Genomic DNA, 14,339 nt, shown 5'->3' on the forward strand with positions numbered 1-14,339 from the left:
GACCAGATACCAGGTCAGGGGCCGTTCTCACTGCTCTCAGCGCGGAGGCGGTGAGATTCGAACTCACGGTGACATCGCTGCCACGACGGTTTTCAAGACCGTTCCCTTAGGCCGCTCGGGCACGCCTCCCCGCGCGGTGTTGATCCCCGCGCGGGGACAAGAGTAACGGGTGGGCCCGGAGGCGGAGGCGTCAGCTGTCGCCGACTCGGGAGCCCAGGGTGAGTTCGGCTGTGTGGGTCTTGCCGTCTCGTTCGTAGGTGATCTTGACCTTGTCGCCGGGCTGGTGGGTCCAGATTTCGCCGATCAGGGTGGGGCCGGAGTCGATGACGCGGTCGTCGAGCTTGGTGATGACGTCGCCGGGCTTCAGGCCCGCCTCGGCCGCGGGGCCACCGGACTCCACGGCGTCCGAGCCGCTCGCGCCCTGCTCGGTGATCTTCGCGCCGCCGGTGCCTTCCTCCAGGGAGACGGAGGCGCCGATCTTGGCGTACACCGGCTTGCCGGTCTTGATCAGCTGCTGGGCGACGACCTTCGCCTGGTTGATCGGGATGGCGAAGCCCAGGCCGATGGAGCCGGACTGGCTGGTGCCGCCCAGGCCGTTGCCGGCGGACTGGATCGCCGAGTTGATGCCGATCACATTGCCCTGGGCGTCGAGCAGCGGGCCGCCGGAGTTGCCCGGGTTGATCGAGGCGTCAGTCTGCAGGGCGCTCATGTACGAGGCGTTGCTGCCGGTGCCGTCGCTGGAGGCCACCGGGCGGTTCTTCGCGCTGATGATGCCCGTCGTCACCGTGTTCGACAGACCGAAGGGGGCGCCGATGGCGATGGTCGAGTCGCCCACCGCCACCTTGTCGGAGTTGCCGAGGGTGAGCGGCTTCAGGCCCGAGGGGGCGTTCTTGAGCTTGATGACGGCCACGTCGTAGCCCTGGGCGTTGCCCACGACCTCCGCGTCGTACTTCTTGCCGTTCGGGAACGTCGCCGTCAGCTTGCCGCCGTCGACCGCGTCGGCCACCACGTGGTTGTTGGTGACGATGTGGCCCTCGGTGTCGAAGACGAACCCGGTGCCGGTGCCGCCCTCGCCGCTGCTGCTCTCCGCCTCGATGGTGACGGTGCTGGGCAGCGCCTTGGTCGCCACGCCGGCGATGGTGCCCGCGTCGCGCTTGAGGTCGCCGCCGGTGTCGGAGGCGGCGACGGTGGTGGAGGAGCTCGCGTCGTCCTTGGCCAGGGTGTAGCCGAGTCCGCCGCCGAGGCCGCCCGCGACCAGCGCGGCGATCAGGACCGCGGCGAGCAGACCGCCGCGTCCCTTGCCGGCCTTCGGTGCGGGCGCCGGCTGCTGGTACGCGGCGCCCCAGACGGTGCCCGAGCCCGCGCCGCCGTCCGAGGGGGAGGCGTAGGTGGGGGTGGCGGGTGCGGGGGGCGGCCAGGACGCGTCGGGAGGCGTCGGGCCCTGGTGGTGCGTGGGCTCCTGCCCCGTCGCCGCCTGCGGTACCGGCGGCAGTGGTGTCGTCGGGGCGCCGGTGGCGGGAGCCGGGTGGCCCTCGGGCTCCGGAGCAGCGGGAGCGTCCACCGGCACGGGGGGTGCGGACGGGGCCGGGGGTACCGCGGCGCCCTCGTTCTCGGTGCTCACAGCTTTTCTCCTCGATCCACGGCTGTATTTTTCGGTCGCACTCGGTCACGCCCGTTCACGTGTCGACGGCCCGGTGCGCTTCAGCTGTGCATGTGTTTTTGCATGCCGTCAGCTTTTCCCACGGGCCGTCAGAGCACCATAAGCGGTTGCTGTGGGTCCGAGGCCATTCTTTATATAGGTCATGTCCGACTAAAAGGGCGCAATCTCTGCGCCTCCGCCGACACGCCTACCCCCACTCGGTGGCACCATGACGCGGTGACCCACGCACGGCAGCACACGCCTCAAGTCGTCGCTCACCGCGGAGCCTCCGAGGAGGCCCCGGAGCACACCCTGGCCGCGTACAAGAAGGCGATCGAGGACGGGGCGGACGCCCTGGAGTGCGACGTCCGCCTCACCGCCGACGGCCATCTCGTCTGCGTCCACGACCGCCGCGTCAACCGCACCTCCAACGGCCGCGGCGCCGTCTCCGCCCTGGAGCTGGCCGACCTCGCCGCGCTGGACTTCGGCTCCTGGAAGAAGGGCGAGCCCTGGCGGAACCGGAACGAGGAGCCGGACTGGGAGGTCCGCCCGGAGGACCCGCAGGACACCTCCGTCCTCACCCTGGAACGCCTGCTGGAGCTGATCTCCGATGCCGGGCGCCCGGTGGAGCTGGCCATCGAGACCAAGCACCCCACCCGCTGGGCGGGCCAGGTCGAGGAGCGGCTGCTGCACCTGCTGAAGCGGTTCGGGTTGGATTCCCCAACCGACGCGGCCGCCTCGCCGGTACGCGTGATGAGCTTCTCCGCCCGCTCTCTGCACCGCGTGCGTGCCGCCTCGCCGACGCTGCCGACGGTCTATCTGATGCAGTTCGTCTCGCCTCGGCTACGCGACGGGCGGCTGCCCGCGGGGGTACGGATCGCGGGCCCGTCGATCCGGATCGTGCGCAATCACCCCGCGTACATCGAGCGTCTGAAGCGCGCAGGGCACCAGGTGCACGTGTGGACCGTGAACGAGCCCGAGGACGTCGATCTCTGTGTGGAACTGGGCATCGACGCGATCATCACCAACCGCCCGCGCGCGGTGCTGCATCAGCTCGGCCGCTGAGCTGCGACAACCCATCTGCCCCGGTACGACCTCTTGACCCGGTGGCCACACCGGCCCCATCCTCCACATCTCGGCCACACCGTCGATTTCCAGCCAGGCAATTACAGGGAGTGCTCCGGCGCGTTCGGTCCGTATTCGATCGTTGCGAATGCGTCACCGCACATGGATTGGCCGGTTTCCGGTACAGGCCAATGGGGCATCCACACCGTGGCGTGGGGCGAAGGAGGTCTCGGGGGTGGCGTTGGTGGTGGCACAGGAGGTGCCCACGTCGTCGAGCATGGCCGTACCCCATGGCCCTGCGGGCGTGGGGAAAGCGAGACACCGGATGCGTGCTCAGTTGCGCAGGGGTGGCGTGGCGGAATCGGTCATCGACGACGCCGTATTGATTCTTTCCGAACTTTTGAGCAACGCGTGCAAACACGGTCGGCCACTGGGCGACGCCCTGGCCGGGGACGGTGATGTCCGGGCCGCTTGGCAGGTGGACGCGGCCGGTCGGCTCACGGTGGAGGTCACGGACGGCGGCGGGCCCACCCGCCCGGCTCCGGCCACGCCCTCGGTCACCGCGCACGGCGGCCGTGGGCTGAACATCATCACCGCGCTGGCCGACGACTGGGGCGTCCGGGACGACGCCCGGGGCGAGGTCACGGTGTGGGTCGTCGTCCACGACGACGTACACGACCCCGACGCGGGTCACCGCCGCCATGATTTCGCTACGCGCGTCGCGGCCCCCTCGGTCGCCGCGATCCCCCAACTGGACTTCGCGGACGCCTTCGACGACCTGGACTGAAGGCTCCGGCTCCCGGAGGGACTCCGGACGCGTTGTCCACAGGGTCGCGTCGGCCATGGCGTGAACAGCTAGGCTCCCGCCGTACGAGACGAGCCGTTTCCGGGAGACACCCTCATGGCCAAGAAGCGATCCCAGACGAAGGCCACGCGCCCGCAGCTCACGGGCGGTGCCCGCGCCGCAGGCGCTGATGAGCACGTTCCGGTCGTCGGCGCCCGCGAGCCCTGCCCGTGCGGCAGTGGCCGCCGCTACAAGGCCTGCCACGGCAAGGCTGCCGCCGAGGCCGTGACCGAGCTGGTGCAGCGCCCGTTCGAGGGGCTGCCCGGCGAGTGCGACTGGGTGGCCCTGCGCGAGCTGGTGCCCGCCGCCACCGTGGCGCTGCCCCTGAAGGGCGGCCTGCCCGAGGGCGTTCCGGCCGTCACGCTGGCGACCGTGCTGCCGATGGCCTGGCCGGCGCTGCGCCGCGACGACGGCTCGGTCCTGCTGGGCCTGCAGAACGACACGGCGTCCGGTGACATCAGCCGCGATCTCGCCGACACCCTCCAGCGCGCCCTCGAGGCGAAGCCCGGCTCCCCGGTGCAGGCGCGGCGCGCCCCGGCCGACGGTCCGCGGCTGCAGGACCTGCTCGACCCCGAAGGCGCGTTCGAGCCAGTTGTGCACCCGGGCTTCGAGTTCTGGGTCCCGGACGCGGAGAACGCCACCCCGGAGGTCACCGCCTCCCTGGAGCGGGCCAACGCCGCCGCCATCCCGACCGTGCGGCTGACCGGCGTGGACGCGGCGTACTGGTGCGAGACGCCGGAGAAGAACCACCTGCGCTGGGTCATGCCGTACCCCGAGGAGCAGCTTCTGGACGCGCTGGCGCGGCTGCACGCGGCGGGCCGGTCGAACCTCGGCGAGGGCACCCGTCTCGTGGGCTCCTTCCGCGCTCACGGCCTCACCGTCCCGGTCTGGGACCTGCCGAGCGGGGTCGTCGCGCAGGACGTGGAGAAGCCGGCCGCCGAGTTCGCCGAGCGGCTCACCGCCGCGCTGGCAACCGACGCGCCGCTCACCGCGGACGAGCGCCGCGCGCGTGGGGGTCTCACCAACCGCCAGGTCACGCTCAGCTGACGCACAGGAAGACGATCCTCCCCGGCTGACCGACCGGTCAGCCGCCAGGGGGCGCTCGGAACAGGTGACTCCGATCACAACTCCCCGTCTCCACAGGGAAATCGGTGACCGGAAAGCCCGGATCGAATTTGCGAACGGCCGATCTCTTGTTACCGTTCCAGTAGCCCGGTTGCTGGTGCATCCCCCGTCGCCAGCAACCGGGTCTTTCCATGTGTACGGTTCTTTACAGAACGCCGTCACATGTCAACTGCCCGTAGGTGCCCCGGAGTTGCTCCCGGAACGCAGCAACAGCGGGCCCTCGCCCGGACTGGCCGCGAACTCCGCGACCGCGGTGTAGCCGTCCAGTTCGCCCCGGGTGCGCTCATGCGGTGTCTCACAGCTGCCGGGCTCGTCCTCGGCGCCCACCGCGCACCGCATCTGCACGGTGCGTCCACCGGGACCCATGAGGCTCAGCACCGAATCCAGCGCCCCGCCTGTGGTGTTGCGGTAGTAGGTGCGCGCCCAGGTCTCCTCGCCCTGGGTGAGCACACAGGTCTGCGCCTCGATGCCGTCGGGGGAGGTGAGTTCGGGTCCGCAGCGGGCGGCGGTCGCGAGGCCGAGGCCGAGCCTCAGGGGCGAGGGGGAGGACGCCTTCGCGTCGGCGGGCGCGGACGGCCGTACAGACGAGTGCTCGGGCGGTCGTACCGAATCGCCCACCTGCCCCGCGGACGCCATGGCCAGCGGCAGCGCCACCGCGCTCACCGCGACGCCCCCGAGGGCGAGCAGACGAAGGTTCATACAGCGGAAGATAACGAGGGAGGGCGGGCGCCCCGTCCGGCGCGCGCCCAACACCCCTACAACTCGGGCGCGCTCACACCCGTACGAGTGAGGGCCTCCACCACGGCGTCCACCACGGCCTCCACATCCGGCACCCACGGGGTGGCCGAGCCGGGCAGCGGCGCGCGCTCCCAGCGGATGTCGCCCTCGCCGGTCTCGGACGGGGGCAGGGCGAGATAGCCGCCCGTGCCGTGGAACCTGAGGGAGCCCGGGACGAAGTCCTTGGCGTACAGCAGTTCGCCGAGCCGCTCCAGGGAGTACGGCTTGACGAGCAGCGCCCAGCGGGTGGGCGAGGCGATCACGGGACCGAGCCGCATGCCCATGCGGTCGAGCGCGGTGAGGGCCTGGGCGGCCGGGAGGGCCGGCAGGCTGACCGCGCAGGGCGCCTTGCCGCCGGTGGCGAGCATGATCGGCGCCGCCGGGCGGTTGGTCCACCACCAGCGCACCATGCGCTCGTCGGTGGTGGCCGCGAGGAGGCCGGGGTCGAAGGGGTGCGCACCGGGCACCGTGCACTCCGGGTCGGGGCAGCCGCAGCGGGACCGCCCCTGCGGGTCCGCCGTCACACCCGGGAGTACGGGCCACTGCCATTGAGTCGCGAAGGTCAGGGCCGCGCTGAGCAACTCAGGCCTCCCGCCGTTGCGCTGGGACAGGAGCCTGCGTCGCCTTCCGAGGATCTCGCGCATGAGCGCTCGTTCCTTTCCGTTGCACCGCTGGCAACACCGTGGTCCACATCACACCATGTGTCGATCACTTCACTGTGCGTACCTGTTGGCGCATCACACCCCTGCGACGAGCAAGGGGATCCCCTATGGGCCGAGCGTTGGCTGCGTCCGCGGCAGCCTCGCCCATACCTGCGTCTATCAAAAGCACGGGCGTGGCGTGGGGTGGCGAAGTCTGGCGTTTGCCGTCCCGCGTATTTCTCTTCGCCTCCGCCACGGGAGGATGGGGCACGGTCATCGGTGGCTAAGACGCCCGGGTCCGCCACCAGGTTCCGGGTGACTGTCAACCACCCCTGGCCTTCTCCGAGTACGTACCCATCACGACCGCTGTGACGCTCCGTGGAGCAAGCCCAGTCGACCGCAATAAGGCGTTCCCTGAGGCAGTTTTAAGCCAACTTTGCCTTTCCGCAAGGGGTCGGGGAGATGTGCACCGGTTACCCACGGACACCAGGAATCCCGGCAGGACAATGCTGGACATCCCCTCACGAGTGCGTGTACATGTGGAGACACTGCTAGCGGCGCAGAATGACATGGGGGTTTGCGATGCTTTTGAGCAATACGCACCGGTCGGAAAGCCGGACGCCATGAACGCCCCTCACCCTCCGAAAGTGGCCGGAATCGATTCAACGGTTCCCTCGCCCGCACACACTGTCGCGCCCGCGCCCGCGGCCTCCGAAAGCACATCAACCACCCCCGTCACAGCCCCGACCGCACCGGGCGCCCCCGGACTGCTGCTCCAGGACCGCCTCGCCGGCTGGGTCTCCGACCTCACCACCCTGCACGAACTCACCGAACGCCTGGCCCGTACGCCTTCCTTGTCCGACGCCCTCCAGGAACTGCTGCGCGCCGGATCCGCCCTCGTCGGCGCCCGGCGCGGACTCGTCGTGCTGGAACCGGCCGACGGGCGGGGCCCGGACACCACCGTCGGCCTGGGCCTGGGCCGCGCGGACCTCGGCCACATCGAGACCGTGCCGCGCGGCTCGATGTCGTTCGGGAAGATCCTCGACGGACTGCCGGGCGGGGACGGCGAGATCGCGCAGCCGGATCTGTTCGCCGAGGACGGCCTCGACCCGCGCCACCGCGAGGTGGCCGCGCGCCTCGGTTACGCCGCGAGCTACGCACTCCCCCTGCACACCGACACCGCGGGCCGGCTCGGCGCCGCCGTATGGCTCTACGACGAGCCCGCCGAGCCGTCCGAGCGCCAGCGGCACCTCGTCGGCCTGTACACGCGCCACGCCACCGAGCACCTCGCCCGGCTGCTGGAGGTGGAGCGCACGCGCGCGTGCATGGCGACGATGTCCGAGGAACTGCTCCCTTCCCGGCTGCCCCGGGTGGCCGGCGTCCAGCTCGCCGCCCGGCACCGCACCGGGCCGCTGGGCGGCGGTGACTGGTACGACGCGCTGCCGCTGCCGGACGCCGCCCTCGGCCTGGCGGTCGGCTCGGTCACCGGCTCCGGGCCGAGCGCGGTCGCCGCGATGGGCCGGCTGCGGGCGTCGCTTCGGGCGTACGCCGTGATGGAGGGCGAGGACCCGGTGGCGGTCCTGTCCGATCTGGAACTGCTGCTGCGGCTGACCGAGCCCGCGCGCTCGGCGACCGCCCTGTTCGCCTACTGCGAGCCCGCCGTGCGCAAGCTCACCCTCGCCGGGGCCGGACACTGCCCGCCGCTGCTGATCGGCGAGCGGCGCACCGAGTTCGTGGAGACCTCCGTCTCCGCCCCGCTCGGCATGCTGGCCTGCTGGGAGGCACCGAGCGTGGAGTTCCAGGCGGAGGCCGGAGAGACGGTTCTGCTGTACACCGACGGGCTGCTGCACCGTGCCGGCGACGCCACGGACCGGGCCTTCGCGCGGCTGCACACGGCGGCGGCGAGCGTCCCCCGGGCGATCCGGCACGACCCGGCCGCCATCGCCGATCACGTGCTGCGGGCGATGCTGCCCGACGGTCTCGACACGGCGGACAGCGCGGAGGACGTGGTGCTGCTCGCCGCGCGCTTCGAATGACGCCGGTAAGAGGTCCTTCGGCCCTGGGCCCCCTTCCGTACGACCGTACGATGGAGGGGGTCCAGTGCCGTATCAAGGAGGATGACCGTGGCGGAAGATCTCCCGGAGACCCCGGAGACTGCCGAGGAAGAGCCCGTCGGGCAGCGTAAGAACGGCCTGTACCCGGGCGTGTCCGACGAGCTCGCCGAGAACATGAAGTCCGGCTGGGCCGACACCGAGCTGCACGACCTGCAGCCGATCCCGCAGGCCGCCGAGACCGCTGCCCGGCGTGCCGCGCTGTCCGCCCGCTTCCCCGGTGAGCGTCTGGTCGTCCCCGCGGGCAATCTGAAGACCCGCTCGAACGACACCGAGTACCCCTTCCGGGCGTCGGTCGAGTACACCTACCTCACCGGCAACCAGACCGAGGACGGCGTCCTCGTCATGGAGCCCCGAGGTGCGGGCCATGACGCGACGATCTATCTGCTGCCCCGCTCCGACCGCGAGAACGGCGAGTTCTGGCTCTCCGGCCAGGGCGAGCTGTGGGTCGGCCGCCGGCACTCTCTGGGCGAGGCCGAGAAGCTGTACGGCATCCCCGCCTCCGATGTGCGCGAGCTGGCGGACGCGCTGCGCGAGGCCACGGGTCCGGTCCGGGTCGTCCGCGGATACGACGCCGGGATCGAGGCCGCGCTGACCGACAAGGTCACCGCCGAGCGGGACGAGGAGCTGCGGGTCTTCCTCTCCGAGGCGCGGCTGGTCAAGGACGCGTTCGAGATCGGTGAGCTGCAGAAGGCCGTCGACTCGACCGTGCGCGGCTTCGAGGACGTCGTGAAGGTCCTCGACAAGGCCGAGGCGACCTCCGAGCGCTACATCGAGGGCACCTTCTTCCTCCGCGCGCGGGTCGAGGGCAACGACGTCGGCTACGGCTCCATCTGCGCGGCCGGTCCGCACGCCTGCACGCTGCACTGGGTGCGCAACGACGGGCCCGTGCGGTCCGGGGATCTGCTGCTGCTCGACGCGGGCGTCGAGACGCACACGTACTACACCGCCGACATCACGCGGACGCTGCCGATCAACGGCCGGTACACCGAGATCCAGAAGAAGATCTACGACGCCGTGTACGAGGCCCAGGAGGCCGGGATCGCGGCCGTGCAGCCGGGCGCGAAGTACCGGGACTTCCATGACGCCTCGCAGCGGGTGCTCGCCGAGAAGCTCGTGGAGTGGGGGCTGGTCGAGGGGCCCGTGGAGCGGGTGCTGGAGCTGGGGCTTCAGCGGCGGTGGACGCTGCACGGTACGGGGCACATGCTCGGTCTCGACGTCCACGATTGCGCTGCCGCGCGGGTGGAGACGTATGTGGACGGTGTGCTTGAGCCGGGGATGTGCCTGACTGTCGAGCCCGGGCTGTACTTCCAGGCCGACGATCTGACGGTGCCCGAGGAGTACCGGGGTATTGGTGTGCGGATCGAGGACGACATTCTGGTGACGGCGGACGGGAACCGTAATCTGTCGGCCGGGCTTCCTCGGCGGTCGGATGAGGTTGAGGCCTGGATGGCCTCGTTGAAGGGCTGACGGTTTTTCGTAGATGGCCGGGCACCTGTGGGGTGTCCGGCCATCGTCGCGGGCTGCGGGTGTGTGGGGGTTGTTCGCGCAGTTCCCCGCGCCCCTAGGGGGTTTGTGTGGACCTGCATCTGGAGCTTGCCTCTGCCGATGGGCGGCGGGCGGGACTTGAGCGTGCTCTTCGGGATGCCGTTCGGGACGGGCGGTTGGCGCCTGGTACTCGGTTGCCCGCCACCCGGAAGCTCGCCGATGAGCTGGGGGTTTCCCGGAACACCGTGAAGGGGGCCTACGACCAGCTTGTTGCCGAGGGGTATTTCACTGCTCGGCAGGGGTCGGGGACCGAGGTCGCGCCGCTGCCCTCCGACGAGTCCGAGCCCGCGGAGGCTGCCGCACGCGCGCGTGAGCCGCAGTTCGATCTGCGGCCCGGGAGTCCCGATGTCGGGGCGTTTCCGGCGGCCGCGTGGTTGCGGGCGCTGCGGCGGGCCATCGCCACCGCTCCCTCCCTGGCCTACGACTACGGCGATCCCCGGGGGCGGATCGAGCTGCGGACCGCGCTCTCCGGCTATCTCGGCCGGGCCCGGGGAGTGATCGCTCCCCCTGAGCGGATCGTCATCACCTCGGGGTATGTGCAGGGGCTCGCGCTGCTCACGCGTGTGCTGGACGGCTGCGAGATCGCCATGGAGGATCCGGGGCTGCCGTTCCATCGGGATGTCGTACGGCGCAATGGTGGCGCCGTGGTGCCCGTGCGGGTCGATGAGCGCGGGACCTGTGTGGACGATCTCGGGGAGCCCGCGGCCGTCGTCGTGACGCCCGCACATCAGTATCCGACCGGGGTCACCCTCCACCCTGAGCGGCGGCGGGCGCTCACCGACTGGGCACGCGCGCGTGACGGGTTGATCGTCGAGGACGACTACGACGGGGAGTTCCGTTACGACCGGCAGCCCGTCGGGGCCCTGCAGGGGATGGCGCCGGGGCAGGTCGTGTATCTCGGGACCGCTTCCAAGACGCTCGGGCCCGCGCTGCGGCTCGGGTGGATGGTGTTGCCGCCGCAGCTGGTCGACGCGGTCGCCGACGCCAAGCTGCACAGCGACCATCACACCGAGTCGCTCGGGCAGTTGGCACTCGCCGAACTGATCGACAGTCATGCCTACGACCGTCATGTGCGCGCGTGCCGGCTGCGGTACCGGAGGCGGCGGGACCAGCTGGTGGACCGGCTCGGTGCGCGGCGCGGGGTGCGGGGCATCGCGGCCGGGCTGCATGCGCTGGTCGAGGTCGACGACGAGGCCGAGGTGCTGGCCCGGGCCGAGGCGGAGGGACTTGCGGTGGGGTCTCTCGGCGAGCACTGGCATTCACCCGAGGGTGAAGGGCATCCGCAGGGGCTGGTCGTGGGGTACGGGACGCCTCGGGAGCGGGCGTATCCGGAAGCCTTGGAGGTGCTGGGGAAGGTGCTCGACAGCGGGTGAATTGGGCCAAGGATTTGGCGTGTTAGTGGTTCTGTATCGAGATCCAGTGCGCGCCTAGATTCGGGGCATGACGAACTCCCTCCTTCCGCCAGCGGGCCCGCAACGCGTCCTGGCTCTGGCCCAGTTGGCCAACTCGGTCGGGGACGGCGCCTTCTATGTCACCTCGGCGCTCTACTTCACCCACGTCGTCGGGCTCGACCCCGCGCGCGTGGGGCTCGGGCTGACGGTGGCCTGGGGAGTCGGGTCATTGGCGGGGGTGCCGCTCGGGCGGCTCGCGGATCGGCGGGGGGCGCGGGGGACCGCGGTGCTGTTGGCTTTGGCGACGGGGGTGGCCGTCGCGTCCTTCCTCGTCGTGCGGGGGTTCTGGCCCTTCGTGGCTTCCGCCGTCGTCTACGCCACCGCGCAGTCCGGGCTCGCGGCGGCTCGGCAGGCCCTGCTGGCGGGGCTGGTGTCCGCCGGGGAGCGGACCGGGTTGCTGGCGCATCTGCAGTCGACGCTCAATGCGGGGCTTGCCGTGGGGGCGGGGCTGGGTGGGCTGGCGCTGCATGTGGGGACGCGGGGTGCGTATCTCGTGGTCTTCGCGGTGGATGCCGTGAGTTTTCTGGTGTGCGCGGGGGTGTTGCTGCGGTTGCCTTCGGCGGCGGCAGGAGCGGCGGCGGTCGGCTCGGTGAAGGGGAACGGGCTCGCGGTGTTGCGGGATCGGCCGTATGTGGTGCTGACGGTTCTCAACACCGTGTTGCTGCTGCGGATGCCGTTGCTCAGCCTCGGGCTGCCGCTGTGGATCGCGGAGCGGACTCAGGCGCCTGCCTGGCTGGTGTCCGTGCTGTTCGTGCTCAACACCGGGGCCGTGATGCTCTTCCAGGTGCGGATGGCTCGTGGGGTGAGCGGGGTTGCGTCGGCCGTGGGGGCTGTGCGGCGGTCGGGGTGGGTGATGCTTTCCGCGTGCGGGGTGTTCGCGGTGTCGGGGGGTGTGTCGGCCTGGGTGGCGGTGGGGGTGCTGGTGGCCGGGGCGGTGCTGTTGGTCGTCGCGGAGATGGGGCAGTCGGCGGGGGCCTGGCAGCTGTCCTTCGATCTCGCGCCGGGGGAACGGGTCGGGGAGTATCAGGGGTTCTTCGGTACGGGGGTGACTGTGGCTCGTACGGCTGGGCCGCTGGTGCTTACCGCTCTGCTGGTGCAGTGGGGGGCGCCTGGGTGGGTGGTGTTGGGTGGGGTGACGTTGGTGGCGTCCTATGCGATGGGGCCGGTGGCTCGGAAGGCTGCGCTGGCTCGTACGGCGGTTCTGGTGCCGGCTGCTTGACGCGTTGTCCGGGGTGGGGCGGACGGGGGGTGCGCTCACCGGCGCTGGCCGGGTGCCGCCTCTTTGGCAGCGGGCGCCGCCCCAGCGGCACGACTGCCCGCAGCTCAGCGGGGTGGATGGAGCAGTACAGCTGCTCGCAGCTGGGCGGATACAGCGGTGCGGCTACCCGTAGCTACTGCGGCTATCGGCAGCGCGTCCAGGAACAACGCCCCCGCCAGCAGCCCCGCGCTCCCCCGAGGGCTCCACGATCGTTCGTGCAGGTCCGTACCCAGTGCCGCCAGCGCCTCCGCACCCGCGACCGTCCCCGCACCTCCCGCCTCCAACACCCCCCGCGCGCCTGCCTGTACGTGCCGGAGTCCGAGCGGGCCCGCCGTGTACAGGAGTTCCGTGTCCTGGAGAGTAGACATGATCGTCAGTAGGGCGTTCAGGCGGGACTGGGGTTCTGGGGTGCCCGTGCCTCGCGATCTGGTCAGCTCCTCCAACGCCCTCCGGACGTGCGGGAAGCCTGCCCTTGCCTCTCCCCTCGCACCCGCCGCTCCGTACTTCGCCGACATCGACGAGCCTCGGGACGGTCTGCGCGGAGCCCCCTTGTCGGGGTGCGCTGCTATGCGCTTCGCCGTTGCCGTGACGTCCCCGGGGTTCAGCGCCGCCCCCGCGACCAGCAAACCCAGCGTCCACAGCGCGCCCCGGTGGCCGCCGCCCGCCAAACCCACGGAGTGCTCCGTGCTGCGGCCTATCGCACCCAGCTCGGCGCGGAGACCGGGCGTTGGCTCGCCCGTGCGGCGGGCCGCCGCTGCCATTGCTGCGAGGCCGGGGGTCAGGGACTTTGCCGACCAGCGCAGGGTGTTGTGGTCGCGGTGGGACGGGTCGGGGAGACCCGGTTTCGGGGTCAGGGAGAGTTGGGCCGTCAGTGCGGTCACCGCGGCCTGGGCCAGCGCCTCGTCCTCGCGGCTCGTCATCGCCGTATCCCCGCTACGAGGACGGGGCGTCGCTCGGCGGGGTGCCGTCCGGAGGCGTACCGCCACCGCCGCTGCCCGCTCCCGTGCTCTCCGCGTCCGGGTCTACGCCCAGCGTCAGGAAGCCCTTGTAGCCCTTGGACGGGTCGGCCTTCTTCACCGGCTTCAAGGTCAGCAGACCGCTGGACGCGCCGCCGCCGTCGTAGACCATGTCGTTGTCGAGGGTCGTGTAGCTGCCGGAGTGCTGGGAGTACGGCTCCAGCGTGAAGATCTCCTGGGCGATCTCGTCGTCGAAGAAGAACTGGCCCGTGTAGTTGACCTTGCCGCCCTCGTAGGTGCCGTCCTCCTTCTCGCCGCCCGTGTGCACCTTGACGTGGATGTGGCAGGTGCGCGGGGTGTACCAGCCCGGGAAGATCGTCTCGAACTTGACCACCCCGTTGGCGTTCGCGATCTGGTAGCCGCGCAGATAGGTCTTGTCGTTCGCGGTCGAGCCGTCCTCGCTCTCCGCGGGGGCCGAGCCGCCGGGGTTGGCCGTCGTGTAGCCGGAGTAGTAGCCCCAGGCGTCGCAGTGCCAGATCTCCACCGCCGCGCCCGGCACCGGGGTGCAGCCGTCCGTCGCGTCCACGACCGTCAGGCGCAGGGTCAGCGGGACTCCGCTCTTGCCCTCGGTGATGTCTTTGCGGACCAGGGCGCCGTCCAAGTAGTACGGGCCTTCGGTGACGCTCGTCATCAGCGTCATGCAGGTGGTCGTACTCGAAGAGGTGGCCGTAGCAGTCGCCTCGGTCGTCGCCTCGGACGTCGCCTCGTCCGCGAACGCCGCCTGGTAGCCCGCGAACGCCAGCCCGCCCGCCGCCACCGTGCCGCCGGTCACCGCGAGGGCGCGGCGCCTGGTGATCGAAGTGTCCTTGTGGTTTCCCGTCATGCACATGAACGTAGAAACGGTGGCCGTCAGGACCATGGGTG

General features: G+C 70.9%; 12 protein-coding genes and 1 tRNA gene. 7 read left to right on the forward strand and 6 right to left on the reverse strand.

All coding sequences use genetic code 11. The features are described from left to right. Positions 1-42 precede the first annotated feature (42 nt). A tRNA-Ser gene (locus OHT76_RS21395) sits at positions 43-129 on the reverse strand. A 61-nt stretch (positions 130-190) separates the two neighbouring features. Beyond that, positions 191-1,621 (reverse strand): S1C family serine protease, encoded by a 1,431-nt coding sequence (locus OHT76_RS21400; protein WP_328872453.1) that lies wholly within the window; start codon positions 1,619-1,621, stop codon positions 191-193. Positions 1,622-1,876: 255 nt separating this feature from the next. Between OHT76_RS21400 and OHT76_RS21405 the strand changes: the two genes are divergently transcribed. The 3 genes from OHT76_RS21405 to OHT76_RS21415 all read left to right on the forward strand — a co-directional run bounded on the left by OHT76_RS21405 (position 1,877) and on the right by OHT76_RS21415 (position 4,595). After that, entirely contained in the window at positions 1,877-2,704 is an 828-nt protein-coding gene (locus tag OHT76_RS21405) for a glycerophosphodiester phosphodiesterase (RefSeq protein WP_328872454.1), read from the forward strand. 148 nt (positions 2,705-2,852) lie between these two features. Beyond that, positions 2,853-3,491 (forward strand): ATP-binding protein, encoded by a 639-nt coding sequence (locus OHT76_RS21410; RefSeq protein ID WP_328872455.1) that lies wholly within the window; start codon positions 2,853-2,855, stop codon positions 3,489-3,491. A gap of 114 nt (positions 3,492-3,605) precedes the next feature. After that, positions 3,606-4,595, forward strand: a complete 990-nt coding sequence (locus OHT76_RS21415) for a DUF5926 family protein (RefSeq protein WP_328872456.1) — start codon at positions 3,606-3,608, stop codon at positions 4,593-4,595. Between the two features lie 243 nt (positions 4,596-4,838). On the opposite strand, the gene OHT76_RS21420 is transcribed toward OHT76_RS21415, so the two are convergent. Together OHT76_RS21420 and OHT76_RS21425 are read right to left on the reverse strand one after the other, a co-directional pair. After that, the gene (locus OHT76_RS21420; protein WP_328872457.1) at positions 4,839-5,372 is read right to left on the reverse strand and encodes a hypothetical protein; all 534 of its coding nucleotides are present in this window, start codon (positions 5,370-5,372) and stop codon (positions 4,839-4,841) included. Between the two features lie 56 nt (positions 5,373-5,428). Then, complete coding sequence (locus tag OHT76_RS21425) at positions 5,429-6,094, reverse strand: bifunctional DNA primase/polymerase (RefSeq protein ID WP_328872458.1); 666 nt, start codon at positions 6,092-6,094, stop codon at positions 5,429-5,431. A 503-nt stretch (positions 6,095-6,597) separates the two neighbouring features. Here OHT76_RS21425 and OHT76_RS21430 point away from each other — a divergent pair. From OHT76_RS21430 to OHT76_RS21445, 4 genes are all read left to right on the forward strand, one after another. Continuing rightward, on the forward strand, positions 6,598-8,127 hold the full coding sequence (locus OHT76_RS21430) for a PP2C family protein-serine/threonine phosphatase (protein ID WP_328872459.1): 1,530 nt from the start codon (positions 6,598-6,600) through the stop codon (positions 8,125-8,127). Positions 8,128-8,208: 81 nt separating this feature from the next. Beyond that, complete coding sequence (locus OHT76_RS21435; protein ID WP_443049819.1) at positions 8,209-9,672, forward strand: aminopeptidase P family protein; 1,464 nt, start codon at positions 8,209-8,211, stop codon at positions 9,670-9,672. A gap of 107 nt (positions 9,673-9,779) precedes the next feature. Beyond that, on the forward strand, positions 9,780-11,123 hold the full coding sequence (gene pdxR / locus OHT76_RS21440) for a MocR-like pyridoxine biosynthesis transcription factor PdxR (RefSeq protein ID WP_328872461.1): 1,344 nt from the start codon (positions 9,780-9,782) through the stop codon (positions 11,121-11,123). Positions 11,124-11,190: 67 nt separating this feature from the next. Further along, the gene (locus OHT76_RS21445) at positions 11,191-12,420 is read left to right on the forward strand and encodes an MFS transporter (RefSeq protein ID WP_328872462.1); all 1,230 of its coding nucleotides are present in this window, start codon (positions 11,191-11,193) and stop codon (positions 12,418-12,420) included. A 104-nt stretch (positions 12,421-12,524) separates the two neighbouring features. Here OHT76_RS21445 and OHT76_RS21450 read toward each other — a convergent pair whose 3' ends face one another. Next, positions 12,525-13,379, reverse strand: coding sequence for a triphosphoribosyl-dephospho-CoA synthase (locus OHT76_RS21450; protein WP_328872463.1), 855 nt, complete (start codon positions 13,377-13,379; stop codon positions 12,525-12,527). Between the two features lie 13 nt (positions 13,380-13,392). Beyond that, positions 13,393-14,298, reverse strand: a complete 906-nt coding sequence (locus OHT76_RS21455) for an intradiol ring-cleavage dioxygenase (protein WP_328872464.1) — start codon at positions 14,296-14,298, stop codon at positions 13,393-13,395. Between the last annotated feature and the right edge of the window lie 41 nt (positions 14,299-14,339).

This window comes from Streptomyces sp. NBC_00287, from assembly GCF_036173105.1.
GTDB lineage: Bacteria > Actinomycetota > Actinomycetes > Streptomycetales > Streptomycetaceae > Streptomyces.

Bases quoted from the DNA above. Each gene is read 5' to 3' on its own strand.
- OHT76_RS21410 (WP_328872455.1), top strand. From the start codon at position 2,853: ATGCGTCACCGCACATGGATTGGCCGGTTTCCGGTACAGGCCAATGGG.
- OHT76_RS21415 (WP_328872456.1), top strand. From the start codon at position 3,606: ATGGCCAAGAAGCGATCCCAGACGAAGGCCACGCGCCCGCAGCTCACG.
- OHT76_RS21420 (WP_328872457.1), bottom strand. From the start codon at position 5,372: ATGAACCTTCGTCTGCTCGCCCTCGGGGGCGTCGCGGTGAGCGCGGTG.
- OHT76_RS21425 (WP_328872458.1), bottom strand. From the start codon at position 6,094: ATGCGCGAGATCCTCGGAAGGCGACGCAGGCTCCTGTCCCAGCGCAAC.
- OHT76_RS21430 (WP_328872459.1), top strand. From the start codon at position 6,598: ATGCTGGACATCCCCTCACGAGTGCGTGTACATGTGGAGACACTGCTA.
- OHT76_RS21435 (WP_443049819.1), top strand. From the start codon at position 8,209: ATGACCGTGGCGGAAGATCTCCCGGAGACCCCGGAGACTGCCGAGGAA.
- OHT76_RS21445 (WP_328872462.1), top strand. From the start codon at position 11,191: ATGACGAACTCCCTCCTTCCGCCAGCGGGCCCGCAACGCGTCCTGGCT.
- OHT76_RS21450 (WP_328872463.1), bottom strand. From the start codon at position 13,379: ATGACGAGCCGCGAGGACGAGGCGCTGGCCCAGGCCGCGGTGACCGCA.
- OHT76_RS21455 (WP_328872464.1), bottom strand. From the start codon at position 14,298: ATGACGGGAAACCACAAGGACACTTCGATCACCAGGCGCCGCGCCCTC.